The organism is Streptomyces durocortorensis, assembly GCF_031760065.1.
Lineage (GTDB): Bacteria > Actinomycetota > Actinomycetes > Streptomycetales > Streptomycetaceae > Streptomyces.
This window is the reverse complement of the sequence record NZ_CP134500.1, coordinates 6,133,545-6,159,329: the sequence shown is the minus strand read 5'-3', so window position 1 is coordinate 6,159,329 and position 25,785 is coordinate 6,133,545. Positions and strand designations below refer to the sequence as shown.

General features: G+C 69.2%; 17 protein-coding genes. 3 read left to right on the top strand and 14 right to left on the bottom strand.

The genetic code is table 11. The annotated features are described in order from the left end of the window. Positions 1-61: 61 nt before the first annotated feature. From RI138_RS27190 to ngcE, 9 genes are all read right to left on the bottom strand, one after another. Positions 62-1,528, bottom strand: coding sequence for an amino acid permease (locus tag RI138_RS27190; RefSeq protein WP_311121997.1), 1,467 nt, complete (start codon positions 1,526-1,528; stop codon positions 62-64). 188 nt (positions 1,529-1,716) lie between these two features. Beyond that, positions 1,717-3,630 carry a 1-deoxy-D-xylulose-5-phosphate synthase gene (gene dxs / locus RI138_RS27185; RefSeq protein ID WP_096627440.1) on the bottom strand — a complete coding sequence of 638 codons (1,914 nt, stop codon included), beginning with the start codon at positions 3,628-3,630 and terminating at the stop codon, positions 1,717-1,719. Between the two features lie 169 nt (positions 3,631-3,799). Further along, positions 3,800-5,110 carry a sugar ABC transporter permease gene (locus RI138_RS27180; protein ID WP_311121996.1) on the bottom strand — a complete coding sequence of 437 codons (1,311 nt, stop codon included), beginning with the start codon at positions 5,108-5,110 and terminating at the stop codon, positions 3,800-3,802. Next, a complete protein-coding gene (locus RI138_RS27175) occupies positions 5,107-5,895 on the bottom strand; it encodes an ATP-binding cassette domain-containing protein (protein WP_096627441.1) in 789 nt (262 codons plus the stop codon). Before RI138_RS27175 ends, RI138_RS27180 begins: the two co-directional genes overlap by 4 nt. Before the next feature lie 276 nt (positions 5,896-6,171). After that, positions 6,172-7,284, bottom strand: coding sequence for a sugar ABC transporter substrate-binding protein (locus RI138_RS27170; protein WP_311121995.1), 1,113 nt, complete (start codon positions 7,282-7,284; stop codon positions 6,172-6,174). A gap of 120 nt (positions 7,285-7,404) precedes the next feature. Then, complete coding sequence (locus tag RI138_RS27165) at positions 7,405-8,604, bottom strand: ROK family transcriptional regulator (RefSeq protein WP_096627443.1); 1,200 nt, start codon at positions 8,602-8,604, stop codon at positions 7,405-7,407. A gap of 226 nt (positions 8,605-8,830) precedes the next feature. Beyond that, positions 8,831-9,760 (bottom strand): carbohydrate ABC transporter permease, encoded by a 930-nt coding sequence (locus RI138_RS27160; protein WP_311121994.1) that lies wholly within the window; start codon positions 9,758-9,760, stop codon positions 8,831-8,833. Then, positions 9,760-10,680 carry a carbohydrate ABC transporter permease gene (locus tag RI138_RS27155; RefSeq protein ID WP_096627445.1) on the bottom strand — a complete coding sequence of 307 codons (921 nt, stop codon included), beginning with the start codon at positions 10,678-10,680 and terminating at the stop codon, positions 9,760-9,762. Before RI138_RS27155 ends, RI138_RS27160 begins: the two co-directional genes overlap by 1 nt. A 49-nt stretch (positions 10,681-10,729) precedes the next feature. Continuing rightward, positions 10,730-12,175 carry an N-acetylglucosamine/diacetylchitobiose ABC transporter substrate-binding protein gene (gene ngcE, locus RI138_RS27150; RefSeq protein WP_096627446.1) on the bottom strand — a complete coding sequence of 482 codons (1,446 nt, stop codon included), beginning with the start codon at positions 12,173-12,175 and terminating at the stop codon, positions 10,730-10,732. Between the two features lie 512 nt (positions 12,176-12,687). Between ngcE and RI138_RS27145 the strand changes: the two genes are divergently transcribed. Continuing rightward, a complete protein-coding gene (locus tag RI138_RS27145; RefSeq protein ID WP_311121993.1) occupies positions 12,688-16,569 on the top strand; it encodes a GH92 family glycosyl hydrolase in 3,882 nt (1,293 codons plus the stop codon). 58 nt (positions 16,570-16,627) lie between these two features. Here the strand turns inward: RI138_RS27145 and RI138_RS27140 are convergent, their stop codons facing one another. Beyond that, entirely contained in the window at positions 16,628-17,257 is a 630-nt protein-coding gene (locus RI138_RS27140) for a histidine phosphatase family protein (RefSeq protein WP_311123027.1), read from the bottom strand. 257 nt (positions 17,258-17,514) lie between these two features. On the opposite strand from RI138_RS27140, the gene RI138_RS27135 reads away from it, so the two are divergent. Next, a complete protein-coding gene (locus RI138_RS27135) occupies positions 17,515-18,138 on the top strand; it encodes a hypothetical protein (protein WP_311121992.1) in 624 nt (207 codons plus the stop codon). 165 nt (positions 18,139-18,303) lie between these two features. Here RI138_RS27135 and RI138_RS27130 read toward each other — a convergent pair whose 3' ends face one another. Then, entirely contained in the window at positions 18,304-18,816 is a 513-nt protein-coding gene (locus RI138_RS27130; RefSeq protein ID WP_311121991.1) for an RICIN domain-containing protein, read from the bottom strand. Positions 18,817-18,949: 133 nt separating this feature from the next. On the opposite strand from RI138_RS27130, the gene RI138_RS27125 reads away from it, so the two are divergent. After that, a complete protein-coding gene (locus RI138_RS27125) occupies positions 18,950-20,779 on the top strand; it encodes a DUF1492 domain-containing protein (protein ID WP_311121990.1) in 1,830 nt (609 codons plus the stop codon). 337 nt (positions 20,780-21,116) lie between these two features. Here RI138_RS27125 and acnA read toward each other — a convergent pair whose 3' ends face one another. From acnA to RI138_RS27110, 3 genes are all read right to left on the bottom strand, one after another. Next, complete coding sequence (gene acnA, locus RI138_RS27120) at positions 21,117-23,831, bottom strand: aconitate hydratase AcnA (RefSeq protein WP_311121989.1); 2,715 nt, start codon at positions 23,829-23,831, stop codon at positions 21,117-21,119. A 310-nt stretch (positions 23,832-24,141) separates the two neighbouring features. Continuing rightward, positions 24,142-24,504, bottom strand: coding sequence for a hypothetical protein (locus RI138_RS27115; RefSeq protein ID WP_311121988.1), 363 nt, complete (start codon positions 24,502-24,504; stop codon positions 24,142-24,144). Positions 24,505-24,622: 118 nt separating this feature from the next. Then, entirely contained in the window at positions 24,623-25,408 is a 786-nt protein-coding gene (locus RI138_RS27110; RefSeq protein ID WP_311121987.1) for a serine/threonine-protein kinase, read from the bottom strand. Positions 25,409-25,785 lie beyond the last annotated feature (377 nt).

The window sequence follows — 25,785 nt, the reverse complement described above, 5'->3', positions numbered from 1 at the left end:
GCGAGACTCCCGAGCGCGCGTGCCGGGCGCCGCCCGCCCGCGCGGGATTGCCGGACACTCCTCAGCGCCCCTCCCTGGCCATCCGGCTGTGCGAGCGCCCGTACACGAAGTAGATGACCACGCCCAGCGCCATCCAGGCGCCGAACCGCAGCCAGGTCTCCGCGGGCAGATTGAGCATCAGCCAGACCGAGGCCGCCACCGAGGCGGCCGGCAGGACCGGTACCCACGGGGTGCGGAAGGCGCGGTGCAGGTCGGGGCGGGTGCGGCGCAGGACCAGGACGCCGAGCGCGACGACGACGAAGGCGAAGAGCGTGCCGATGTTCACCAGGGTGGCCAGCTCGTCGATGCTCGTGAACCCGGCGATGACCGCGATCAGCACGCCGAGCAGGATCGTCGGGCGGTACGGGGTCCTGAAGCGCGGGTGCGTCCTGGAGAAGAAGCGCGGGAGCAGGCCGTCGCGGCTCATCGCGAAGAAGACGCGGGTCTGGCCGAGCAGCAGGATCATGCAGACCGTGGTGAGGCCGACCGCCGCGCCGAAGCTGATCAGACCGGCGTAGAAGGGGTGCCCGGTGGCCTTGAAGGCGTCGGCGAGCGGGGCGCTGACGGAGAGTTCGCTGTAGTGCTGCATGCCGGTGACCACGATCGAGACCGCCACGTAGAGCACCGTGCAGATGATGAGCGAGCCGAGGATGCCGCGCGGCATGTCGCGCTGGGGCAGCTTGGTCTCCTCGGCGGCGGTGGCCACCACGTCGAAGCCGAGGAACGCGAAGAAGACGATGGAGGCAGCCGTGAAGATGCCCATGACGCCGAAGTTGGTGGGTTCGTAGCCGAAGATCAGCTGTACGAGCGGGGCGTCCCAGCCCGAACCGGCGGGCTGCGGCTCGGCTGGGGGGATGAAGGGCTTGTAGTTCTCGGCCCTGATGAAGAACAGGCCCGCGACGATCACCATGAGGACCACGCCGACCTTGATCGCCACGACGACCGAGGTGACCCGGGCGGAGAGCTTCATGCCGACGACCAGGATGACGGTCAGCACCAGCACCAGGGCGAAGGCCAGGAGGTCGAAGCCGAACCCTTCCGCCGCATCCGGCCCCGAGAGCGCCTGGGGCATCGTCCAGTCGACGTTGTCCATCAGTGAGCGGACGTAGCCGGACCAGCCGACCGCGACCACCGCGGTGCCCAGCGCGAACTCCAGCACCAGGTCCCAGCCGATGATCCAGGCCACCAGCTCGCCCAGTGACGTGTACGAGAAGGTGTAGGCGGAGCCCGCCACCGGGACGGTGGAGGCGAACTCGGCGTAGCAGAGCGCGGCCAGCGCGCACACGACGGCCGCCGCGACGAACGCGAGGGCGGTCGCGGGTCCCGCCGTCTCCTTGGCGACCTTGCCGGTGAGGACGAAGATGCCGGTGCCGATGATGACACCGACGCCGAAGACCGTCAGGTCCAGGGCGGAGAGGGACTTCTTGAGCGCGTGTTCCGGCTCCTCGGTGTCAAGGATCGACTGTTCGACGGACTTGGTGCGGAACACGCCTCTTCCGCGGGGTGGTGTGGCCTGCGCGCTCACCTGCGTACCTCCACGCACTCGTTGTGAGCGCCATGATGGGCACCGGACACCGCATGATCACGCCATCCGGCCCGTTTCACGCGAACGGGCCGGGAGAGCCACCCGTACAGGGGCGGTTCTCCCGGCCCGTCGGCCGTATGGAGGGTTGGGCGTCAGTCGCGGGCGGGCTCCACCGCGCGGCTCTCGAAGCGGCCGTCGAGCTTGGCGACCAGGCCGGTGACCTGGCGGGCGATGTCCGGTGCGGTCAGTCCGATCTCGGCCATGACCTCGCCGCGCGACGCGTGGTCGAGGAAGACCGGCGGGATGCCGAAGTCGCGCAGCGGTACGTCGACGCCGGCGTCGCGCAGCGCCTGGGCAACGGCGGAACCGACGCCTCCGGCGCGGCAGTTGTCCTCGACCGTGACGACGACACGGTGGCGCTCGGCGAGCGGGGCGAGCGCCTCGTCGACCGGTTTGACCCAGCGCGGGTCGACGACGGTGCTGGAGATGCCCTGGGCGTCCAGCAGGTCGGCGATCTCCAGACACATCGGGGCGAGCGCGCCGACGGAGACGATCAGAACGTCGGGGCGGGCCGCCTTCGGCTCGCGCAGGATGTCCATGCCGCCCGCCTTGCCGACGGCCTTGACCGCCGGGCCGACCGCGCCCTTGGAGAAGCGGACCACGGTGGGCGCGTCGTCGACGTCGACGGCCTCGCGCAGCTGGGCGCGGACCTGGTCGGCGTCGCGCGGGGCGGCGATCCGGAGCGTGGGCACGCACTGGAGGATCGACATGTCCCACATGCCGTTGTGCGAGGCGCCGTCCGTGCCGGTGATGCCGGCCCGGTCCAGGACGAAGGTGACGCCGCACTTGTGCAGGGCGACGTCCATCAGGACCTGGTCGAAGGCGCGGTTGAGGAAGGTGGCGTAGACCGCGAAGACCGGGTGGAGGCCGCCGGTGGCGAGGCCCGCCGCGGAGACCGCGCCGTGCTGCTCGGCGATGCCGACGTCGTAGATCCGGTCCGGGAAGGCGGCCTCGAACCTGCCGAGGCCGACGGGCTGGAGCATGGCCGCGGTGATGGCGACGATGTCCTCGCGCTCCTGGCCGAGCTTGAGCATCTCCTCGCCGAAGACGGAGGTCCAGTCGAGGCCGGAGCTGGAAATCGGCAGCCCGGTGTCCGGGTGGATCTTGCCCACCGCGTGGAAGCGGTCGGCCTCGTCCTCCAGGGCCGGGGTGTAGCCGCGGCCCTTCTCGGTGAGGCAGTGCACGATGACCGGGCCGCCGAAGCGCTTGGCGCGCTGGAGCGCGGACTCCAGGGCCTCGATGTCGTGGCCGTCGATCGGGCCGACGTACTTCAGGCCGAGGTCCTCGAACATGCCCTGCGGGGCGATGAAGTCCTTGAGGCCCTTCTTGGCGCCGTGCAGGGTCTCGTACAGCGGGCGGCCGACGACGGGCGTGCGCTCCAGGATGTCCTTGCCGCGGGCCAGGAACCGTTCGTAACCGTCGGTCGTACGGAGCGTGGCGAGGTGGTTGGCGAGTCCGCCGATGGTGGGGGCGTAGGAGCGCTCGTTGTCGTTGACGACGATGACGAGGGGGCGGTCCTTGGCGGCGGCGATGTTGTTCAGCGCCTCCCAGGCCATGCCTCCGGTGAGCGCGCCGTCGCCGATGACCGCGACGACGTGGTCGTCCTTGTCGAGGACCTCGTTCGCCTTGGCGAGGCCGTCGGCCCAGCCGAGGACCCCGGAGGCGTGGCTGTTCTCGATGATGTCGTGCTCGGACTCGGCACGGGAGGGGTAGCCGGAGAGGCCGCCCTTGCTCTTGAGCCGGGAGAAGTCCTGGCGGCCGGTGAGCAGCTTGTGCACGTAGCTCTGGTGGCCGGTGTCCCAGAGCACCTTGTCCTTGGGCGACTCGAAGACCCGGTGCAGGGCGATGGTGAGCTCGACGACGCCCAGGTTGGGCCCGAGGTGACCGCCGGTCTTGGACACCGCGTCCACGAGGAAGGTACGGATCTCCTCCGCGAGCTGCTCCAGCTCACCGAGGCTGAGCCGGTCCAGGTCGCGCGGTCCCTTGATGCGGGTCAGCAGATCCACCCGTGCCTCCTTGCGTTTGAGCTGATCGAGCGTGCGTGCCGATCCGATGAGTCTAATGTTCCGTCCGCGGCCGTGGGCAGCGGGCGGCCCGGTTCGTAGCCATACGCGGACACGCGCAGGTGCCCGGCGCCCCCATGGGAGGAGTACCGGGCACCTGCGCGTGGTGCGGTCAGGCGCGGCCCGCGGTCTTCTGGGTCTTTCGGGTGACGGAGTCGATCACGACCGTGGCGAGAAGCACACCGCCGGTGATCATGTACTGGATCGGGGTGGCGATGCCTTCCAGTGACAGTCCGTACTGGATGGAGACGATCACCATGACACCGAGCAGCGCGTTCCAGGTGCGGCCGCGGCCGCCGAAGAGGCTCGTGCCGCCGATGACGGCCGCCGCGATGACGTTCATCAGCAGGTCGCCGGTGCCGGAGCCCTGGTTGGCCGCCGCGATCTTGGAGGCCCAGAACAGGCCGCCGATCGCCGCGAAGGTCCCCGCGATGGAGAAGACGGAGATCCGGATCGCGGTGACGTTGATACCGGCGCGCCGGGAGGCCTCGACGCTGCCGCCGAGCGCGAAGATCTTCCGCCCGTAGGCCGTGCGGCGCAGCAGGAAGTCCGTCCCGACCAGGACGATCAGGAAGAGGACCAGGGCGAGCGGCAGGCCGCGGTACTGGTTGAACATGTACGCGGCGGCGAACGCGAACACCGCGAGGACGGCGGTGCGCACGGTGATGTCGACGATCGGCCGGGCCGGGATGCCCGCGGCCTCGCGGCGGCGGGTGTCCAGGAAGGCGGCGAGGAAGTAGCCGGCGACCGCGACGGCGGCGAGCCCGTAGGCGGCGGCGACATCGGTGAAGTAGTACGTGGTCAGCTGGCCGACCACCCCGTCGCCGTCCAGGTTGATGGTGCCGGAGTCGCCCAGCAGCTGGAGCATGAAGCCGAGCCAGAACAGCAGACCGGCCAGGGTGACGGCGAAGGCCGGGGCCCCGATCCGGGCGAAGAAGAAGCCGTGGATCGCGCCCATCACCGCCCCGCTGACGATGGCGACGAGGATCGCCAGCCACTCGTTCATGCCCTGGGTGACGCTGAGCACCGCGACGAGGGCGCCGGAGACACCGCTGACCGAGCCGACCGAGAGGTCGATCTCGCCGAGCAGCAGGACGAAGATGATGCCGACGGCCATCATGCCGGTGGCGACCATCGTGGTCGCGATGTCGCTGATGTTCTTCGCGGAGAGGAACTCGGAGTTCATGCTCTGGAAGACGATGGCGATGACCGCGAGGCCGACGATCACCGGGATGGAGCCCAGGTCACCGCCGCTGATCTTGCGCTTGAACTCGGTCAGGTAGCCGGTGAAGCCCTGCTGGCGGATGAGCAGGCGGGGGTCCACGACCGTGGCGGCGCCCTGGGGCGCGTCCTGGTTGCCGACCGGCGCGTCGGCCGGGGCTGCGGCCTTGTCCAGCGAGGTCGCGGAGTTGTCGGTGGTCACTTGGAAACCTCCGCGTTGCGCGCCGCACGTCGGGTCACGGCGTTGTCCGTGGCGCCCGTGATGGCGGAGATGATCTCTTCCTGGGAGGTGGTCTTCACATCGAAGACACCGTTGTTCCGGCCCAGCCGGAGCACCGCGACCTTGTCGGCGACGGCCTTCACATCGGCCATGTTGTGGCTGATGAGGATGACCGCGTGACCGCGCTCGCGCAGCCGCTCGACGAGGTCGAGGACCTGCGCGGTCTGCTCGACGCCGAGGGCGGCGGTCGGCTCGTCGAGGATGACGAGCTTGGGCTCGCCGAGCATCGACCGGGCGATGGCCACGGTCTGGCGCTGGCCGCCGGAGAGCGAGGCGATCGGGATGCGGACGCTCGGGATGCGGATGGAGAGCGTGGACAGCAGCTCGCGGGAGCGGCGCTCCATCTCCACCTCGTCCAGGATGCCGAACCTGCGCAGCTCGCGGCCCAGGTAGAGGTTGCCGACGACGTCGATGTTGTCGCACAGCGCGAGGTCCTGATAGACGGTCGCGACGCCGAGGTTCTGGGCGTCGTGCGGCTTGTCGATCCGCACGGCGCTGCCCTCCCACTCGATGACTCCCTCATCGATGGGGTGGACTCCGGCGATCGTCTTGACCAGCGTTGATTTGCCGGCGCCGTTGTCGCCGACCAGGGCGACCACCTCGCCGGCGTGGACCTCAAGCTCTACATCGGTGAGTACCTGTACGGCACCGAATCGCTTGGAGACCCCTCGCAACGCCAACACGGGCGTAGCGGACACGTGAACCATCTCCTTCGCCGCCTGACCGGCGGGGATGCCGCGCCCGGGGAAAGGCGCGGCGGTCGAGCAGAAGAGAACAGAAGAAAGGGGAAGCTGTTCCGTCCGGCGCCCCGCCCGGTAGCGGGACGGTTGGTGGGCGGGACACCGGACAGGCTTCGTGGCGCGTGCGGGCCGGGGTACGGCGGCCGCGTACGCGGGCGTTGCTGCCGTGCGGCCCCCGCTCGGGTGCGGCGGGCCTACGGCGGGGCGGGACCGGGCCGCGCGGCGCGGCCGGGTCCCGGAGGGCTACTTGAGACCGATCTTGTCGCAGGCGGCCTTGTACTTGCCGGTGCAGATCTCGTCGATCGTGTAGATGCCGTCCTTGATGACGGTGTCCTTGATGTTGTCCTTGGTCAGCGAGATGACCGGGACGAGGACCGTCGGGATGCCCTTCTGGCTGGCGTTGTCGACCTTGGAGGTGGCGATCGAGTCGAGCGCCTCGCCCTTGGCGAGGGCGACGGCCATCTCGGCGGCGACGACGCCCTCGGCCGGGTAGGACTTGTAGACGCTCATGAACTGCTCGCCGGTGACGATGCGCTGCACGCCCGCCAGCTCCGCGTCCTGGCCGGTGACCGGGGGGAGCTTCGGCAGACCGGCGGCCTTCAGGGCGGTGATGATGCCGCCCGCCATGCCGTCGTTGGCGGAGTAGACGCCGTCGATCTTGTCCTTGCCGAGCGCGGTGATCGCCGCTTCCATGTTGGCGTTGGCGTTCTCCGGCTTCCACTCCTTGGTGTCGTACTCCTTGCCGTACTTCACCTTGCCGTCGAGGACGGACTTGGCGCCCTTCTTGAAGAGGGCGGCGTTCGGGTCGGTGATCGCGCCGTTCATCATCACGATCGTTCCGCCGTCGGCCTTGTCGCCCAGGGCCTCCAGCAGGGCGGTGCCCTGGGCGCGGCCGACCTCTTCGTTGTCGAAGGAGGTGTACGCGTCGATCGGGCCCTCGGCGAGACGGTCGAAGGCGACGACCGGAATGCCCTCGGCCTTGGCCTTCTTGACGCTGTTCGCGATCGCCTTCGCGTCCACCGCGCCGAGGATGAGCGCGTCGACCTTGTTGGTGATCATGGTGTCGACCTGCTGCGACTGAGTGGTCGCGTCCTGCTTGGCGTTGGCGTAGACGACCTCCGCCTTGCCGCCGGTGAGCTCGCTGATCTTCTTCTCGATGATCGGCCGGTCGAACTTCTCGTAACGGGCCGTCTGGTTCTCGGGAAGGAGCAGACCTATCTTCAGGTCGTCGCCCTTCTTCTCCGAGCTCTTCTCGGCCTTGTCGCCCGACTCCTTGGCGCTCCCGCAAGCGGCCAGCGAGATCGCCATCGTGGTGGCGGCAACGGCAACGGCGGCACGACGCATACGCGTGTTCATTCTCGAACCTCCCTGACGAGGCCGCGACGTTGCGGCCGAGGTGGCTGGAAGTCAACTCGGCCGCAGCACCAGCGTCAAGGAGTAAATCCTTAACGAGATGACAACGGTGCCATTCGTTATCTAAGTGAAGGCAGGAGTCGCTGCGGGGAGGGTGCTCTCCAAAAGGGTTGAATCCCCCATCTCGCTGAGCACCAGGGCGAGTGCGCCCAGCACCTCGGCACGGCCGCCGAGCGCCCCGGGAAGCACCGAGAGCTGCCGGGCCGCGCTGGGGATCGCGTAACGCGACACGGAGTCCCGTATGGGCCCCAGAACCAGCTCCCCGGCCTCCGCCAGCGAGCCGCCGAGCACCACGCGGCTCGGGTTGAGCAGATTGCACAGGTTGGCCACCCCGCTGCCTATGTGGCGGCCCACATCGCCGATCACCCGGCGGCACCCCGGATCGCCCTCCCGGGCCAGCTGGACGACCCGCTCCATGGTGAGCCCGGGCCCGTGGCTGGGCTGGAGCAGCGGCAGGACATAGCGGGCGGCGGTGAAGGTCTCCAGGCAGCCCCGGTTGCCGCAGCGGCAGACCGGGCCCGACTCGTCGAGCGTGATGTGCCCGATCTCGCCGGCCGTGCCGCCGGGGCCCCGGTAGATGGTCCCGTCGATCACCAGACCGGCGCCGACACCGCTGGCGACCTTGATGTACGCGAGGTCCTTGACGCCCCGGCCGCTGCCCCAGACCAGCTCGCCGAGCGCCCCGAGGTTGGCGTCGTTGTCGACGTACACCGGGACTCCGAGGCGGCCGGAGAGCTCCTCGCTGGGGTTGATGCCCGTCCAGCCCGGCAGGATCGAGGTGGAGCCCAGCGTGCCCGACTCGACGTCGATCGGACCCGGCACGCCGAGACCCACGCCGACGACCTTGTCCGGGCCGATGCCGGTGGCCTCGATGAGGCGCTTGACCAGCGCTTCCGCCCGGTCGAAGCCCTCGGCGGACGACGCGTCGACGTCCAGCGGCTCGGCCTCCTCGGCCAGCACCTGGTGGGCCAGGTTGCCGACGGCGACGCGCAGGTGCGTATGGCCGAAGTCGACGCCGATGACGATGCCCGCGTCGCCGCTGAGCGAGACGCTGCGGGCGCGGCGGCCGCCCGCCGAGGTGGGGGTGACCTCGACCGTTCCGCCGTCCTTCAGTTCCCGGACGATATTGGAGACCGTGGCTGCGGAGAGCCCGGTGCTCCGGGCGATCTCCGCCTGGGTGAGCGATCCCGCCATCCGTACGGCGCGTACGACCCGCTCCAGATTGGCCCTGTGCAGCGATGTCTGCGACCCGGGAGTCTCCATCGACCCATCCACTCCTGCCCTTGGCGGGCGGTCCGAAGAGGACCGCCCCGGCCGGGGCCGCAGCGACGAGACCCCGGCTTCCTCCAACATGTGAACTCTAAGCTGACCGTTCGGGGGTGCCTCCCGTCAAGACCTGAGCGGGCAGGGCCTCACCGACGCCACAACGGTCCGGCGCCCCGGCGGAAGAGTTCTCCGCCGGGGCGCCGGACCGTTGTGGATACGTGACCTACTTCAGCGCGCCCGCCGTCAGGCCGGATACCACCTGGCGCTGGAAGATGATGTACGCCGCCAGCACCGGCAGCATCGCGATCACCAGGCCGGCGAAGAGGCCGGAGTAGTCGCCCTTGTACCCCTGGCTGGCGGCCAGCTCCACCAGCCCCTGGGCCAGCACCCGCTTCTCCGGGTCGGTGTTCAGCACCGTCGGCAGCATGTACTGGTTCCACTGCCCCAGGAAGTTGAAGATGCCGACGCTGATCAGGCCGGGCTTGGCCATCGGCAGCATGACCTGGAAGAACGTCCGGGTGTGCGAGGCCCCGTCGATGATCGACGCCTCCGCCACCGAGGTCGGCAGCGTACGGAAGAACGAGGTCAGGAAGAACACGGTGAACGGCAGCGAGTAGGCGATGTACACCAGGATCAGGCCGTGGATCGTGTTCAGCAGCCCCAGGTTGTCCATGACGTAGAACAGCGGGACCAGGGCCAGCATGATCGGGAAACTCATGCCGCCGACGAACAGGAAGTAGATGAAGCGGTTGCCCGGGAACTCGAAGCGGGCGAGCACATAGGCGGCCATCGAGCCGAGGACCAGGGTGCCGACGAGCGAACCGCCCACCACCAGGATGGTGTTCAGGAAGTACTCGCTCATATGGGCCTGGCTCCAGGCCCGGCCCCAGCTGTCGAAGTTGAGCGAGCCGGGCAGCGACCACGGCGAGTTGAAGATGTCCGAGTCGGTCTTGAACGAGGACATCACCGCCCAGAACAGCGGCAGGACGACCATGATCGCCCAGAGGATCAGCACACCGTGCGAGAAGACGTTGAGGACCTGGCCCTCGCTGCTCCTCGCGGGGCCCGACGGGCTCTTGCCGGCGGCCCCGGTGCGCTGCGCGGGGAGCTTGGACGCGTCGGTCCCGGCGGGAGGGGTGTCAGTGGTCTTCATCAGTACTCCAGCCGCTCGCGCCGGCCCAGCCGCATCACGATGGCGGCGAACGCCAGCGTCACGATGAGCAGGGCGACACCGATCGTGGTCGCGTAGCCCGCCTGTCCGTCACGGAACGCCGACTGGTAGACGTACAGCGGCAGGACGGTGGTCGAGTAGTCGGGCCCGCCGGGTCCGACGCTCATGATGTGCACGATGGCGAAGCCCTCGGCGCCGAGGGCCAGGATGCCCATGTAGACCCAGCCGGACTGGACCGTGTCCCACAGCAGGGGCAGCGTGATCCGGAAGAAGGTCGTGAAGCGGCTCGCGCCGTCCAGCAGGGCGGCCTCGTAGAAGTCCTTGGGGATGGAGGCCATGCCCGCGGAGAACAGCACCACGAAGAAGCCGGTCGTGCCCCAGACGAGGACCGCCATGATGACCCACAGGGCCAGCTGCGGATCGCCCAGCCAGTCCGGTACGTCGTTGAAGCCGACGGCCTTGAGCGTGCCGTTGATCATGCCCTGGGCCGGGTCGAAGGCGAACTGGAACAGGATGGCCACGATCGCGATCGAGAGCACCTGCGGGAAGAAGTACGCGATCTTGTAGAAGCCCGAGCCCCGTACGCCGGTGACGGCGGCGCCCTTCCGGCGCCGCCCGCCCACGTTGAGCATGAAGGCGAAGAAGAGGGCGAGGCCCAGCGTCACCAGCGGCAGCAGAACAGCCAGCAGCACACTGTGCTGTAGCGATTTCCAGAAGATGTCGTCGTCGAGCATCTTGGTGTAGTTGTCGAACCCGACCATCTTGAAGTCGGGACTCAGCCCCGTCCAGTCCGTGAACGAGTAGTAGATGGACTGGATGAAGGGCCAGATGACGAAGATGACGTACAACGCCATCGGGACCACCAAGAACCCGACTATGAACCGGTATTTACCGTGTTGCATCGTTACCGACTCCGACCTTCCCGTGCTGCCCGCCGCTGGTGACGCGTGGTCACTGGTGCCTGAAGTGCTTGATGGACTGGTCCTTGGCGGTCGCGTCGGCGAAGGCCTGGATCTTCTTGATGGTCTCGGCCGGGGTGGCGCGGCCCGCCATCATCTCGCCGAGCGCGGCGACACCGATCTGCTCCTTCTGGAGCTTCACGTACCAGTCCTGGAGGCGCGGGTTGACCACGTTGGTGCCCGCCTTGTCCAGCGCGGCGACACCGGACTTCAGGCCGTCCGACAGCTCCAGGCCGTCGGTGCCTCCGTTGAAGGCGGACAGCGACTTGGTGCTGCTGGTGAAGGACTTGGAGGAGGCCTCGCTGAGCATGATGCGCAGCTGCTCCATGCCGCCCTCGGGGTTCTTCGCCTTGCTCGGGACGATGAAGGGCTCGCCGCCGGACGCCCAGATCGTGCCGAAGGGCAGCTTGTCCGAGGAGTCGAGGCTGGAGGGGGCGCCCACGGACAGCTTGAAGTCCTTGGGGATGATCGCCGCTTCCTCGTTCTCCACCCAGGAGCCGTTCGGGATGAACAGCGCCTTGCCGCGGGCCCAGGCGCCCTGCGAGCCGCGGTGGTCCAGGCCGGGGGTGCCCTTGAGGATGTAGCCCTTGGCGTACAGCTCGTAGTACGCCTCGAAGGCCGCCTTGACCGCGGGGTGCTCCCAGGCCTTCGGCTCCAGGTTGTCGATCGCGTCGAGGACCTCGACGCCGCCGATCTTCCCGATGAACGGGTAGAGCGAGAACGGGATGTAGTACGGGTGCTTGCCGGGGTAGGTCCAGCCGGCGATGCCCTGCTTCTTCGCCTTCGCGCAGAGCGCGAGCATCTCGTCCCAGGTCTCCGGGTACGTGGCGTCGAGCTTCTCCAGCGCGGTCTGCGAGTACCAGACGCCGTAGACCGTGTACGCGTAGTACATGATCCAGACCGGGTCGCCGTCGAACTGGCCCATCTCGACGATGCCGGGCCGCAGGGTGTCGCGGACCTTCTTGGCGGGGTCGTCGATGGAGGGGGCGTCGAGCAGCGGGGTCAGGTCGGTGAGCTGCTTCTTGCCGACCAGGACGCCCATGTCCATCTGCTGGGCACCGGAGTTGTCGATCAGGTCGGGCGGGGTGCCACCGTTGAAACGCGGCTGAAGAACCGACTGGATCTTCTGCGTCGCGGAGAACTTGACCTCCGCCTCGGGGTACGTCTTCTCGTAGACGGCCTTGGCGTCCTCGGCGTACTTGGTGCCGAAGCCACCGTCGAAGATGACGATCTCCAGCGGCGCGCTGCCGTTGACGGCCAGCGGGTTCTTGTCGGTCTTCTCGCCCTTTTCGACCTTGTCGTCACTGTCACCGCCACCGCTCGCGCAGGCGGACAGGAAGCTCATCGTCGGAACAGCGATCAGGCCGAGTGCGGCAGAACGCTTGATCAGATCGCGACGGCCAAGGCCCTCATTGTTGTGGGCGGAGGTGGATCCCATGCTCAAGTCCTCGCCTTCTCCAGGACTCAGGCGGTGTGCCGGTCACCCGTCGAAAATTCGCCTCAGGCGAAGGGCCCCGCCACCGCGGTCAGTTGCGCTTGGGTGGTGCGGATATGCAGATGTGCTGATGTACCGGCCGGGCCGGCGCCGTGGAGGTTTCGGGAGACCGTACAGCGCGAACGCCCCCGGCGTCCTTGCGACCGTCCCTGTTTCCCCCCGTGCACACCCGCCTGAAACGGCTGTGCAGACGCCGACAGGTATAGTCCACTTGCCGCCAACTGAGCAAGATCGAAAGCAGGTTTGGGCTGCAGTCTTTCCCGAGTTGAGACCTCGGGGGCGGCTCGGCACCCCTTGCCCGCTTCCTGGGGCGGCTATTTCCCCATTACTGCGGATTCGTCGAACGGGCCCGCGCCAACACCCTTGACACGTCCTGCCACTTGGCTCCCTACTGGACCCTGCACCCCGCAATGACAACGTTGTCCATGCACTTTTCCGGGGAGGAATGGCTCGGTATGCAGCCACCACGCGGTCTTCAACACGGCTCCGAAGAGGCGCCCGGTACGGTCCCCCGCCCGGCCCCTCGCCGGAGACGGACCCCCACAGCGGCAGCCCTGGCGGCCTCCCTGGCCCTGGTCGTGATCGCCCCCGCGGTCGCCTCCGCCCAGCCGGCCCCGCCGGACCGGAAGCCGCCCGGCGAGCGGACGTTCAGCAGCTCGTTCGAGACGGATGAGAAGCAGCCCGACTGGCGCGATACCGTCGAAGTGGGCCCCGACGGCAAGGAGCGCGCCTCCGGGGTCGACGGCGGGTTCTCCTCCGGCATACCGGGCAACGTCACCGACCGGGTCACCGAGGTCCGCGCGAGCGCCGAGAACACCGCGGGCGGCGAGGTCAAGGAGAACCTGGTCGATGTCGAGCCGGGCTCCAAATGGCTGGCGTTCGCGAAGACCGGCTGGGTCGAGTTCGATCTGGAGGAGCCGGTGAAGGTGGTGACGTACGCCCTCACCTCCGCCAACGACCACGCCGAGCGCGACCCGAAGGACTGGACGCTGAAGGGCTCGGCGGACGGCGAGGAGTGGAGGGACCTCGACACCCGCGAGGGCGAGAGCTTCGCGAAGCGGCACGAGACGAAGACGTACGACTTCACCGCCGACACCGCCTACCGCCACTTCCGGCTGGAGATCACGGCGAACGGCGGTGGGGCCGAGCTCCAGCTCGCCGACGTTCAGTTCTCGAACGGTGACACCTCCGCGCCGGTGCCCGACGAGATGCGCAGCCGGCCCGACCGCGGCCCCTCGGGCTCCCCCACCGCGAAGTCGGGCGCGGGGTTCACCGGAAAGAAGGCACTGCGTTACGCGGGTACGCACAAACCGGACGGCCGGGCGTACTCGTACAACAAGATCTTCGACGTGAACACGGCCGTCACCAAGCACACCGAGCTGTCCTATCTGGTCTATCCGCAGATGGGCGAGACGGACCTCGACTACCCGGCGACCCACGTCTCGGTGGACCTCGCCTTCACCGACGGCACGTACCTGAGCGAGCTGGGCGCCACCGACAGCCACGGCGGGCTGCTCACCCCGCAGGGCCAGGCCGATGCCAAGCGGCTCTACGTGAACCAGTGGAACAAGGTCGCCGCCCGCCTCGGCACGGTGGCCGCGGGCAAGACGGTCGACCGGATTCTGGTGGCGTACGACTCCCCGAAGGGGAAGGCGAAGTTCCAGGGCTGGATCGACGACATCACGATCGCCCCGAGGAAGCCGGAGAAGCGCAGGGCGCATCTGTCGGACTACGCGCTGACCACCCGGGGCACCAACTCCTCCGGCGGCTTCTCGCGCGGCAACAACATTCCGGCCACCGCGGTCCCGCACGGCTTCAACTTCTGGACGCCGGTGACCAACGCCGGTTCGCTGAGCTGGCTGTACGACTACTCCCGGGGCAACAACAAGGACAACCTCCCCACGCTCCAGGCCTTCAGCGCCAGCCATGAGCCGAGCCCCTGGATGGGCGACCGGCAGACCTTCCAGCTGATGCCCTCGGCCGCGAGCGGCACCCTGGACGCGGCTCGCACCGCCCGGGGGCTGCCGTTCCGGCACGAGAACGAGGTCGCGAAGCCGCACTACTACGGCGTCACGTTCGAGAACGGCCTCAAGGCCGAGATGGCGCCGACCGACCACGCGGCACGGATGCGGTTCACCTACCCCGGCAAGGACGCAAGCCTGGTCTTCGACAACGTGACGAACGCGGGCGGTCTGACCCTGAATCCGAAGACCCGCTCCTTCTCCGGCTACACGGACGTGAAGAGCGGCCTGTCCACGGGGGCGACCCGGATGTTCGTGTACGGCGTCTTCGACGCGCCGGTGACGGACAGCGGAAGGCTGAAGGGCGGCGGGGGTGACGACGTCACGGGCTTCTTCCGCTTCGACGCGGGCAAGGACCGTACGGTCAACCTGCGCCTGGCCACCTCGCTGATCGGCGTGGACCAGGCGAAGAAGAACCTGGCCATGGAGATCCCTGAGTCCGCCTCCTTCGAGAAGGTGCGGCGCAAGGCACAGGCGGCCTGGGACGACGTCCTGAAGACGATCGAGGTCGAGGGCGCCGACGAGGACCAGCTCACGACCCTCTACTCCAGCCTCTACCGGCTCTACCTCTACCCGAACTCCGGCCACGAGAAGGTGGGCGGGAAGAACAGGTACGCCAGCCCCTTCGTCGAGCCGGTCGGCGAGGACACCCCGACGAGGACCGGGGCGAAGATCGTCGACGGCAAGGTGTTCGTCAACAACGGCTTCTGGGACACCTACCGCACGACCTGGCCCGCCTACTCCTTCTTCTCCCCGAAGAAGGCGGGTGAGCTGGTGGACGGCTTCGTGCAGCACTACAAGGACGGCGGCTGGACCTCGCGCTGGTCCTCCCCCGGTTACGCGGACCTGATGACCGGCACCAGTTCGGACGTGGCGTTCGCCGACGCGTACGTCAAGGGCGTGAAGTTCGACGCGGAGGCGGCGTACGAGGCGGCGGTCAAGAACGCCACGGTGGCTCCGCCGTCCCCGGGCGTCGGCCGCAAGGGCATGGAGACCTCCGTCTTCACCGGATACGCGGACACCGCGACCCACGAGGGCCTGTCCTGGTCGCTGGAGGGCTACCTCAACGACTACGGCATCGCACGGATGGGCCAGGAGCTCTACAAGAAGACGAAGAAGGCGCGGTACAAGGAGGAGTCGGAGTACTTCCTCAACCGGGCGCAGAAGTACGTCACGCTCTTCGACGGCGAGGCGGGCTTCTTCCAGGGCAGGAAGCCGGGCGGCGACTGGCGCCTGCCCTCCGACGCGTACGACCCGCGCGTGTGGGGCTACGACTACACCGAGACCAACGGCTGGGGCTACGCCTTCACCGCCCCGCAGGACAGCCGGGGCCTGGCCAACCTGTACGGGGGCCGCGCGGGCCTGGGCAAGAAGCTGGACACCTACTTCTCCACCCCGGAGACGGCGGGCCCCGAGTTCGCCGGCAGCTACGGCGGGGTCATCCACGAGATGACCGAGGCGCGTGACGTGCGGATGGGCCAGTACGGGCACAGCAACCAGGTCGCCCACCACGCCACGTACATGTACAACGCGGCCTCACAGCCGTACAGGACGCAGGAGAAGGTCCGCGAGGTGCTGGGCCGCCTGTACGTCGGCAGCGAGATCGGCCAGGGCATCCACGGTGACGAGGACAACGGCGAGCAGTCGGCCTGGTATCTCTTCTCCGCGCTCGGCTTCTACCCGCTGGTGATGGGCAGCGGGGAGTACGCGATCGGCTCGCCGCTCTTCAAGAAGGTGACCGTCCGCATGGACAACGGCCGCAAGCTGGTCGTGAAGGCCCCGAAGAACAGCGCGAAGAACATCTACGTGCAGGGCCTGAAGGTCAACGGCAAGAAGTGGACCTCCACCGCGCTCCCCCACGATGTGCTGGCCAAGGGCGGCACGCTGGCGTTCGACATGGGGCCCGAGCCGTCCAAGTGGGGCACGGGGAGGAACGCGGCACCCGTCTCCATCCAGCAGGACGACAGAGTCCCGTCGCCGAAGGGCGATGTGCTCAAGGGCGACGGCGCGCTCTTCGACAACACCTCGGCCACCTCGGCGGAGGTCACCTCGGTGGCGCTGCCTGTCCCCGGGTCCGCCGAGGCGCTCCAGTACACGCTGACGTCGTCGGCGGCGGACCGGGCCCCGAAGGGGTGGACGCTCCAGGGCTCGTCCGACGGCGAGAAGTGGACGGACATCGACCGCCGCTCCGGCCAGTCGTTCGCCTGGGACAGGCAGACCAGGGTGTTCTCGGTGGACCGGCCCGGTGACTACGCGAAGTACCGGCTGGTGCTGACGGGTTCGGCGACGCTGGCGGAGGTGGAGCTGCTCTCCTGACGTCTGTGCCGTACGCCGACGGCCGGTACCCCGAGGGCGGGGTGCCGGCCGTCGGCGTTCAGCCCTCCTGGTTCACCCCTCGTAGGCTTTCGGGCACGGCGACGTTGAGCGCGGTGACGACCGGCTGGCCGTGTTCCGTACCGAGCCGGGAGACCGCGCCGGTGGCCAGCTGGAAGAGGCGGCCCTCGGCCGGGGTCAGCCCCAGGTAGCGGGCGGTGAGGACGCGCAGGAGGTGGGAGTGGGCGACGAGCGCGATGTCCCCGTCCCCGACCCGCTCGGCGGCCGACCGCACCCCCGCCAGCACCGTGTCCGCCCGCGCCCCGACGTCCGCCGGGCTCTCGCCGGGGTGTTCGGGGGTGCCGGGGTCGACGCCGTCGGTCCACAGGTTCCAGAAGGGGCGGGTGCGGTGGATCTCCCGGGTGGTGATGCCCTCGTAGCCGCCGTAGTCCCACTCCCGCAGCTCGGGGGTGACCCGGGCCGCGGTGAGCCCGGCCAGCTCGGCGGTGCGGCGGGCCCGGACGGACGGGCTGACCAGGGTGAGGGCGATGTGCCGGTCGGCCAGCAGCGGGACGAGGGCGCGGGCCTGCCGCTCCCCGGCGTCGGTGAGGGGGAGGTCGGTCCAGCTCGTGTGCTGCCCGGAGCGGGACCACTCGGTCTCGCCGTGGCGGATCAGGATCAGCTCGCCCATGGTGGTCCGTTCGCTCTCGGTGCCGGGGTGGTGCGGGTGGGGACCGCGGGCGCGGAGCCCCTGGCCCTGCGGGTGGGGCCGCAGTCTCGGCCCCCGGCCCACGATCGCACCTGGGGGCGGCGAGGCCCCGGATTCCGCGCGTGGGGCGGTGCGTCGGGCCCGGCGGGCGGCGGACCAGCCGGAATGCGTGCGGCGTGGGGAGGCGGAGGCACGTACCGTAGGGCCCCTGCCTGATCGATTTCCCGTGGGGGGACCTCATGTCCGACGCCTTCTTGCCTCCGCCGCCCGAACCGGAGCCGCAGCCACCGCGGCAGCCCGCGTTCGCACAGCCGCAGTCGCCGTGGGCGCCCCCTGCCGCCCCGCCGCGCAAGCAGCGGCGTACGGGGCTGATCGTGACGTTGTCCGTGGTCGGCGGGCTCGTCGTCATCGGCGCGACGGTGGCGCTGGGCTACGCGTTGATGCAGAAGGCCTCGGAGTCCATCGCGCTCGCCGAGGAGCGGGCGGTTTCGCGGTACGGCGACACGGTGGGGCCGGACGGCCTTGAGGGCTGGGAGGAGCTGGAGGACTTCGAGGAGCCGGAGGCCGACGAACCGGCCGCCGAGAAGGACGCCACGATCACGAAGTGCACGCGGGACTCCCTGATCAACTGGATGTCCGCCGAGATAAAGGTCGTGAACGGGAGCGGGAGCCCGGCGTCCTACGTCGTCTACGTCACGTTCGTGGACCGAGACGGTGACGTGGTGAGCGAGGGCCTCGCGGTCACGGAAGACGAAGTCGCCCCCGGCGCGACCGCCAAGATCAAGGCCCAGGGCCTCGGCGAGGTACCGGCGGGCACGAAGTGCCGGATCGACCGGGTCGAGCGGGAAGCGATGTCCGGCTGACCGGAAGGCCCCGTAACGGCGGAAGGGCCGCCCCGGAGTGATCCGGGGCGGACCGTCGCCGTCGCGGGTATGCCTCGCCCGCCCAGCACTTGAGGCCGGCGGCGGCGAGAGCGTCGACGATCCCGTGGCCGCGCTGCCACCTGTCCGGCCGACCGACCGGGGGTACTACACCGCGGTGAACCGCCAGGTCTGGCCGTCGAACGCGCCGCAGGAGGACTGGTCCAACGGCTGGCCGCTGTTGGTGGTGCCCCACGCGACGCCCATGCAGAAGCCCGTAGCCCGGTTCCGCATCTTCCAGCTGTCGTTGCCGGCGTACTCGGCCACCCACACCTGCGAGTCCACGTTGGCGCACGGGGACTGGACGAGGAGGGCGTGGTCGGCGCCGGTCTGCGGGGTCACGCACATGTTGGTGGACCTGATCCGCAGGAAGTACGCGTTCGTGCCCGCCCCCTGGGCGTAGAACTCCTTGTTGGACTTGTAGTCACACCGGTACTGGATCAGCCCGGCACCGACTTTGGTCGAGTTGTTGCCCACGGCAGCGCACATTCCGGTGTGCAGGGCCCGCATGTTGTTCCAACGGCCGTTGGACGGGCTGTCGGCCGCGGCTGGGGTCGCCATTCCCACGGCGAGGGCGAGGGCGCTGAACACGGCTCCGGCCGCCCCGATGGACTTCTTCACGGCTCCTCCGTTGCTAGTTGGTCAGAACACGTGAACGAACGTATAAGCTCCCGCCTCGCCGGGAGTCTCATATGTGTCTCAACCCGTACCGGGACCTCGGGCGGCATCAGGGGACCATCCGATGGGGGGCGCGATGGGGGCGAACGACGGTGACAGCGGTACACGGGCGGCTCTGGCCGCCGAACTGGGCGCGGCGGTCGCGACCCGTCCGCTGGTGAATCTGACCGGTCCGCTCGGCGTGGGGAAGACCTGGCTGGCCCGCTCGCTCGACGCCCAGCACGTCGATCTGTCCCGCCCGCACGCCCCCGGTGACCTGCGGCGGGCCGTGACCGGTGATGACCGCAGGCCACTGGTGCTGGACGGCGTCGATGGGCGTACGGCGATGGAGTCCGCCGCCGGGGCACTCGACGACGCCCCCGCCGGCCACCGCCCCGTACTCGTGCTCAGCCGCAGGCCGTTACGGGCGGCTCGGGGCTGGGCCGGGGGCGACCCGGTCACCCTCGCCGTTCCTCCTCTGCCCGACGACGAGATCGCGGCGCTCGCGAGCCGGGCCGGCCTCGCGGACCCCGGCGCGCGGGACCTCGTCGTCCGACTGGCCGGCGGGATTCCCCTGGTGGCGCTCGCCGCCTGCCGGGCGGTGCACGCCGGGGCCGCGCCCACCGCCCCCGCAGCGGTGGCCGACGAGGTCAGCGCCGAGATCCTCCAGCGCCTGGAGCGCGAACTGCCGGGCCGCCGCAGGGCCCAGGCGCTCCGGCTGCTCGCCGCCGTCGGCGCGGCGGACGAGAAGCTGCTGGCCAGGGGCCCGGACTTGTTTACGGACCTGGCCGGGCTCAGTCTGGTCCACCGGACCGCCCTGGGGCTGACCGTCGCCGAACCGTACCGCGCCCTGCTCGACATGACCTACCAGTGGCGGCGCCCGGACCAGCACGGCGCGCTGCTCGCCCGCGCGGCGCGCTACCGCGGTGCGATGCTCACCGGGTCGGCCCCACCCGAGCGGCGGGCCGAACTGGCCGAGCAGTCCATGCTCCTGGCCGGTGACCGGGTCGTACGGGAGGTACTCTTCCCGCCCGGCCGCCCACCGGTCCCGATCGTGACAGCCCAAGGCTCCGACGCCGACGACATCGGCCGCCTGATGCACGGCTGGGCATCACTCAAGGGGTTCGACCAGCGCAGGACGGAACGGCTGGTCACCCAGTGGCTGGACGACGACATCACCGGCTTCCGCCTGGCCCGTGACATCGACGGACAGCCGATCGGGCTGATCAGCCTGATCGGCGTCCGGGAGCAGACCCTGGCGGGCATGGAGCCACTGCTCCAGCAACACACCGAGGGCCTCGCGGCGGGCGACCGCGGCGGGCTGTTCCTGGGGGCGGCGTTCTGCCCCGAACCGGCCGTCCACGCCCAGGTGCTGCGCCACATCCTGCGGCAGGCGGTCACGAGCGGAAGGCTCCTGGTGTCCACCGCCGACCCCGGCTACCACCAGCTTCTCGACAGTCTCGCCTTCCGCCGCCACGGGGGAATCCGCGAGGACATCTACCGCTGCGGACGCGCCCCGCAGGTCTACAGCAACGACTTCACCGGCGCGGCACTCCCCGCCTGGCTCCGCCGCCTGGGCGTCACCGCCACCGCTCCGGACACCGCCGACGAACCCGCCGCGGCCCACATGGCCGAGGCACTGGGCGACCTGCACACCCCCAAGGGGCTGGCCGGCAGTCCGCTCCTGACCGCCGCGCACACACCGACGGCCCGGGCACTGCGCGCCTGGCTCGTCGAAGCCGTGGACAGCCTGGCGGCAAGCCCCGTAGCGGCCGACGCCGATGCCGGGAGAATCCTGCGGGCGTACTACGTCGACCGGTCGGGCACCCACTGGCAGGTCGCCCACAGCCTGCACCTCAGCCGCGCCACGTACTTCCGCCGCCTGCGACGCGGCGTGACGGCCCTGGCCGCCCAGCATGACCGCTGACCGGTGCGCAGCCCGCCCAGGCACGGACCGGCCCACGAGGAGTTCATCCGTGCCGTCGAGGAGGAAAGGTCGGGGCGATGGGCCACAGCTGCTGGAGGACCCTGCGACCGACTGACGTCTTCCCCTGTGGCGGAGCTCGTCTGCCGCACGATCGCCAGGACGGAAGAACCCCGTACCTGGTACCAGGTACGGGGTTCTTCGTCGTCGCAGGACGCGCAGTTCCGCTCCGGGAGCAGCTCGCGTCCGATCATGCTCGCAGGCGCGCCTTCCGCCCCGTCGCGCGCGAGCGCCCTGCACCCGCGGGAGACGCAGGGGCAGGGCGCTCGTTCACCTCAGGTCAGGAACCGGCAAGCTGACGCAGCACGTAGTGCAGGATGCCGCCGTTGCGGTAGTAGTCCGCCTCGCCGGGGGTGTCGATGCGGACGACCGCGTCGAACTCCACACCGGTGTCGGTGGTGACCTTCACCGTACGGGGGGTGGTGCCGTTGTTCAGCTCGGTGACGCCGGTGAAGGAGAAGGCCTCCTCGCCGGTGAGACCGAGGGTCTCGGCGTTCTGGCCCTCGGGGAACTGGAGCGGGAGGACGCCCATGCCGATGAGGTTCGAGCGGTGGATGCGCTCGTAGGACTCGGCGATGACGGCCTTGACGCCCAGGAGCGCGGTGCCCTTGGCGGCCCAGTCACGGGACGAGCCGGAGCCGTACTCCTTGCCCGCGAGGATCGCGAGGGGGGTGCCGGCGGCCTGGTAGTTCTGCGAGGCGTCGTAGATGAACGACACCGGGCCGTCATCCTTGGTGAAGTCGCGGGTGTAGCCGCCCTCGGTGCCCGGCGCGATCTGGTTGCGCAGGCGGATGTTGGCGAACGTGCCGCGGATCATGACCTCGTGGTTACCACGGCGCGAGCCGTAGGAGTTGAAGTCACGACGCTCGATGCCGTGCTCCGTGAGGTACTTGCCCGCCGGGGTGTCGGCCTTGATCGCACCGGCCGGGGAGATGTGGTCGGTGGTGACCGAGTCGCCGAGCTTGGCGAGCACCCGGGCGCCGGTGATGTCCTCGACCGGAGTCGTGTCCATCGTCATGCCCTCGAAGTACGGGGGCTTGCGCACGTAGGTGGACTCGGAGTCCCACTCGAAGGTGTCGCCGGTCGGGATCGACAGGGCCTGCCACTGGGCGTCGCCCGCGAAGACGTCCTGGTAGGACTTGTTGAACATGTCCTCGCCGATGGCGTTCGCCACGACGTCGTTGACCTCGGCCTCGGTGGGCCAGATGTCGGTCAGGTAGACGGGCTTGCCGTCCTGGTCGACGCCGAGGGCGTCCTTGGTGATGTCGACCTTCATCGAACCGGCGATGGCGTACGCGACGACCAGCGGCGGGGACGCCAGGTAGTTCATCTTGACGTCGGGGTTGATCCGGCCCTCGAAGTTGCGGTTGCCGGAGAGCACCGAGGTGACGGCGAGGTCGTGTTCGTTGACCGCCTTGGAGACCTCCTCCGGCAGCGGGCCGGAGTTGCCGATGCAGGTGGTGCAGCCGTAGCCGACGAGGTTGAAACCGACCTTGTCGAGGTACGGGGTCAGGCCCGCCTTGTCGAAGTAGTCGGTGACGACCTTCGAGCCCGGGGCGAGGGTGGTCTTGACCCACGGCTTGCGGGTCAGGCCCTTCTCGACCGCCTTCTTCGCCACGAGCGCGGCGGCGACCATGACGTACGGGTTCGAGGTGTTGGTGCAGGAGGTGATCGCGGCGACCGTGACGGCTCCGTGGTCGATCTCGTACGTCGAGCCGTCGGGGGCCGTGACGGTGGTCGGCCGCGACGGTACGCCGTTGGAGGCGGCCGGGGAGTCGGAGGCCGGGAAGGACTCCTTGCCCGCCTCCTCGTCGTCGGAGACGTAGTTGCGGACGTCGCGGGCGAACTGCTCCTTGGCGTTCGCGAGGACGATGCGGTCCTGCGGGCGCTTCGGGCCGGCGATGGAGGGGACGACCGTGGCGAGGTCGAGCTCCAGCTTCTCGGAGAAGTCGGGCTCGGCGGCCGGGTCGAGCCAGAGGCCCTGCTCCTTGGCGTACGCCTCGACGAGGGCGACCTGCTGCGCGTCGCGGCCGGTCAGGCGCAGGTACTTCAGCGTCTCGTCGTCGATCGGGAAGATCGCGGCGGTGGAGCCGAACTCCGGCGACATGTTGCCGATGGTGGCGCGGTTGGCGAGCGAGGTGGCGGCGACGCCCTCACCGTAGAACTCGACGAACTTGCCGACGACGCCGTGCTTGCGGAGCATCTCGGTGATGGTCAGCACGAGGTCGGTGGCGGTGGTGCCGGGCTTCAGCTCACCGGTCAGCTTGAAGCCGACGACGCGCGGGATGAGCATGGAGACCGGCTGGCCGAGCATCGCGGCCTCGGCCTCGATGCCGCCGACGCCCCAGCCGAGCACACCGAGGCCGTTGACCATGGTGGTGTGCGAGTCGGTGCCGACGAGGGTGTCGGGGTAGGCCTGGCCGTTACGGACCATGACGGTGCGGGCCAGGTGCTCGATGTTCACCTGGTGGACGATGCCGGTGCCCGGGGGGACGACCTTGAACTCGTCGAAGGCGGTCTGGCCCCAGCGCAGGAACTGGTACCGCTCCTTGTTCCGGCCGTACTCCAGCTCGACGTTCTGGCCGAAGGCTTCCTTGGTGCCGAACTTGTCGGCGATGACGGAGTGGTCGATGACCAGCTCGGCCGGGGCCAGCGGGTTGATCTTGGCCGGGTCGCCGCCCAGCGCCTTCACGGCCTCACGCATGGTGGCGAGGTCCACGACACACGGCACGCCGGTGAAGTCCTGCATGATCACGCGGGCCGGCGTGAACTGGATCTCCTGGCTGGGCTGAGCCTGGGAGTCCCAGCCGCCGATGGCCCGGATGTGGTCGGCGGTGATGTTCGCGCCGTCCTCGGTGCGGAGCAGGTTCTCCAGCAGGACCTTCAGGCTGTACGGGAGGCGCGCGGAGCCCTCTACCTTGTCCAGCTTGAAGATCTCGTACGACTCGTCGCCCACGCGCAGCGTGCTGCGGGCGTCGAAGCTGTTCGCCGACACGACAGTCTCCTTCTTCAATGTGCGCGTATCTCCGCGCCGCGCCTCATTGGCAGTCGGCGCCGCGTTTTGCCGTCTACGGCCCCGACCATCCGCTAAGGTAAGGCTTAGTTAGGTAACCCTTACCGGGCGGCGGCTGTGGTGCGCCTCGGCAGATATCTCGATGTCGAGATAACTCTAGTACATAGCCGCCGCGCGGTCATGCGCAGGTGCCCTTGTGACCGCTCTCATCCAATCGAGGCGTTTCGAGGTCACGGTTCCGGTGCGGCCGCTGCCCGGAGTCCATCGCTGGCCGACTCTGCACGGCCATGACCTATGGCTGCATGCCCACCCGGCGGGCACGGACGTCGTGGTAGACGTACATAGCGATGGTCACCGCCGTCACCAGATAGAAGAGCCACAGGCCATAGACGGGCTGGAGGCCCCGGCCGCTGCTGTAGTAATAGGGCGGGTTGGACGTGGCCTGCCAGCCGAGGCACACCACGACGAGCACCGCCGCGCCATAGCCCGCCAGCCTCGTCGGCAACCGAGAGTTCAGGACGAGCAAAATGACCACCACCAGCAGCGTCGCCACCCCGACGCCGGCTCCGACGGTAGTCACGGCTCCCCAGGCTCGTGAGTTCCACTCGAAGAAGTCCTCTTCCTGCGCGTAGACGAGCCGTTTGCCGAACGACATGACGACGCTGTCGTTCCAGCGTCTCTTGTAAGCAGGCAACCTGTAAGCGGGCAGGAACAGGACGATCGCGTGCAGCGCCAGCAGTACCGTCGGCGCAACCAGCCGTTGCCGCCACTCCTTATCTCGTGGACGGCACGTGCCGCGATGCCGTGGGCGTCTCGGAGGCGCGCAGCAGCGAAGCGCACTCGGCGGCGGAAGGCCGCTGCTCGGGACGTGCAGCGGTCATCCGGGTAAGCAGGGACAGTACGGGCTCGCGGATGGAGGATCGGACCTGGGGCATGAGCTGCGTGACGGGCAGCCGGTGGCCGGTGAGCTTCTCGACCAGGACGATCCCCAGCGCGTAGACGTCCGAAGCAGGTGTAGCGGCACGGCCTTGGAGCTGTTCGGGGGCCATGTAGCCGGGGGTTCCGAAGTATTTTCCGGTGGTGGTGGCTGTGCGGGTGAGCGAGGAGTCGTCCCGGGCTATACCGAAGTCCATCAGCACGGTGCGCCCGTCGGCACAGATCATGATGTTGGCGGGCTTGATGTCCCGGTGCACAACCTTCGCCGCGTGGACGTGCGCGAGAACGTCCGCCAAGCGCGCCCCGGTCTCCACGATCGAGTCCACATGCGAGAACTCCCAGGTGGCGCCGTCCAGTAACTCCATCACGAGGTAGGGCAGAGTCTGACCGTCATGGTCGGCCGTTCCGGCGTCGTGAACGGTCACGACGCTGCCGTGGCGGAGCGAGGCGAGGGTGCGGGCCTCACGCGCGAACCGCTGAGCCGCCTCTGGATACTGCATGGCGCCGGTGACGAACTTGATGGCGACCCGTCGGCCGAGGGCACGGTCCGTCGCTTCCCAGACCTCGCCCAAGCCGCCCCTGCCCAGGAGGCGTTCCACGCGGTAGCGGCTCCCGACGGCCATGCCCTCGTGCACCCGATCCCCCTGGCGTCACCCGAGTCGATGAGATGACCAATTTAGAGCAGGTGGCCTCGACTGCGTAGGGACTCAAGGCCACCGACTGCCCACTCACGACCAGATGCACCGCCATGGAAGCCGAAACGGCTGGGTTCGCCGGGACGGGGGCCTCCGTCGGCGAGATCAGTCACCGGCGTGGGCGGGAGGAGGCGCCGCGCGCAGTGCTGTCGAGGAGCTGGACCGGGCCAGCCTGCAAGCCGGGCCAGGGCCAGGTCGCGGTCGAGGGAGTCAGCAGCGGCGCAAGGCACGTCCGGCTGCACACCGACGCCCTCCCAGTTCGTACGGGAGACGGGTTGACGGCGCGGCCGACGCGGCCGAGTTCG

Coding starts and splice junctions, on each gene's coding strand:
- RI138_RS27160 (WP_311121994.1), bottom strand. CDS start 9,760: ATGAAGACCACTGACACCCCTCCCGCCGGGACCGACGCGTCCAAGCTC.
- ngcE (WP_096627446.1), bottom strand. CDS start 12,175: ATGGGATCCACCTCCGCCCACAACAATGAGGGCCTTGGCCGTCGCGAT.
- RI138_RS27110 (WP_311121987.1), bottom strand. CDS start 25,408: ATGGCCGTCGGGAGCCGCTACCGCGTGGAACGCCTCCTGGGCAGGGGC.
- RI138_RS27145 (WP_311121993.1), top strand. CDS start 12,688: ATGCAGCCACCACGCGGTCTTCAACACGGCTCCGAAGAGGCGCCCGGT.
- RI138_RS27170 (WP_311121995.1), bottom strand. CDS start 7,284: ATGAACACGCGTATGCGTCGTGCCGCCGTTGCCGTTGCCGCCACCACG.
- RI138_RS27135 (WP_311121992.1), top strand. CDS start 17,515: ATGTCCGACGCCTTCTTGCCTCCGCCGCCCGAACCGGAGCCGCAGCCA.
- RI138_RS27175 (WP_096627441.1), bottom strand. CDS start 5,895: ATGGTTCACGTGTCCGCTACGCCCGTGTTGGCGTTGCGAGGGGTCTCC.
- RI138_RS27155 (WP_096627445.1), bottom strand. CDS start 10,680: ATGCAACACGGTAAATACCGGTTCATAGTCGGGTTCTTGGTGGTCCCG.
- RI138_RS27125 (WP_311121990.1), top strand. CDS start 18,950: ATGGGGGCGAACGACGGTGACAGCGGTACACGGGCGGCTCTGGCCGCC.
- RI138_RS27140 (WP_311123027.1), bottom strand. CDS start 17,257: ATGGGCGAGCTGATCCTGATCCGCCACGGCGAGACCGAGTGGTCCCGC.
- RI138_RS27115 (WP_311121988.1), bottom strand. CDS start 24,504: ATGTCGTTCGGCAAACGGCTCGTCTACGCGCAGGAAGAGGACTTCTTC.
- RI138_RS27165 (WP_096627443.1), bottom strand. CDS start 8,604: ATGGAGACTCCCGGGTCGCAGACATCGCTGCACAGGGCCAATCTGGAG.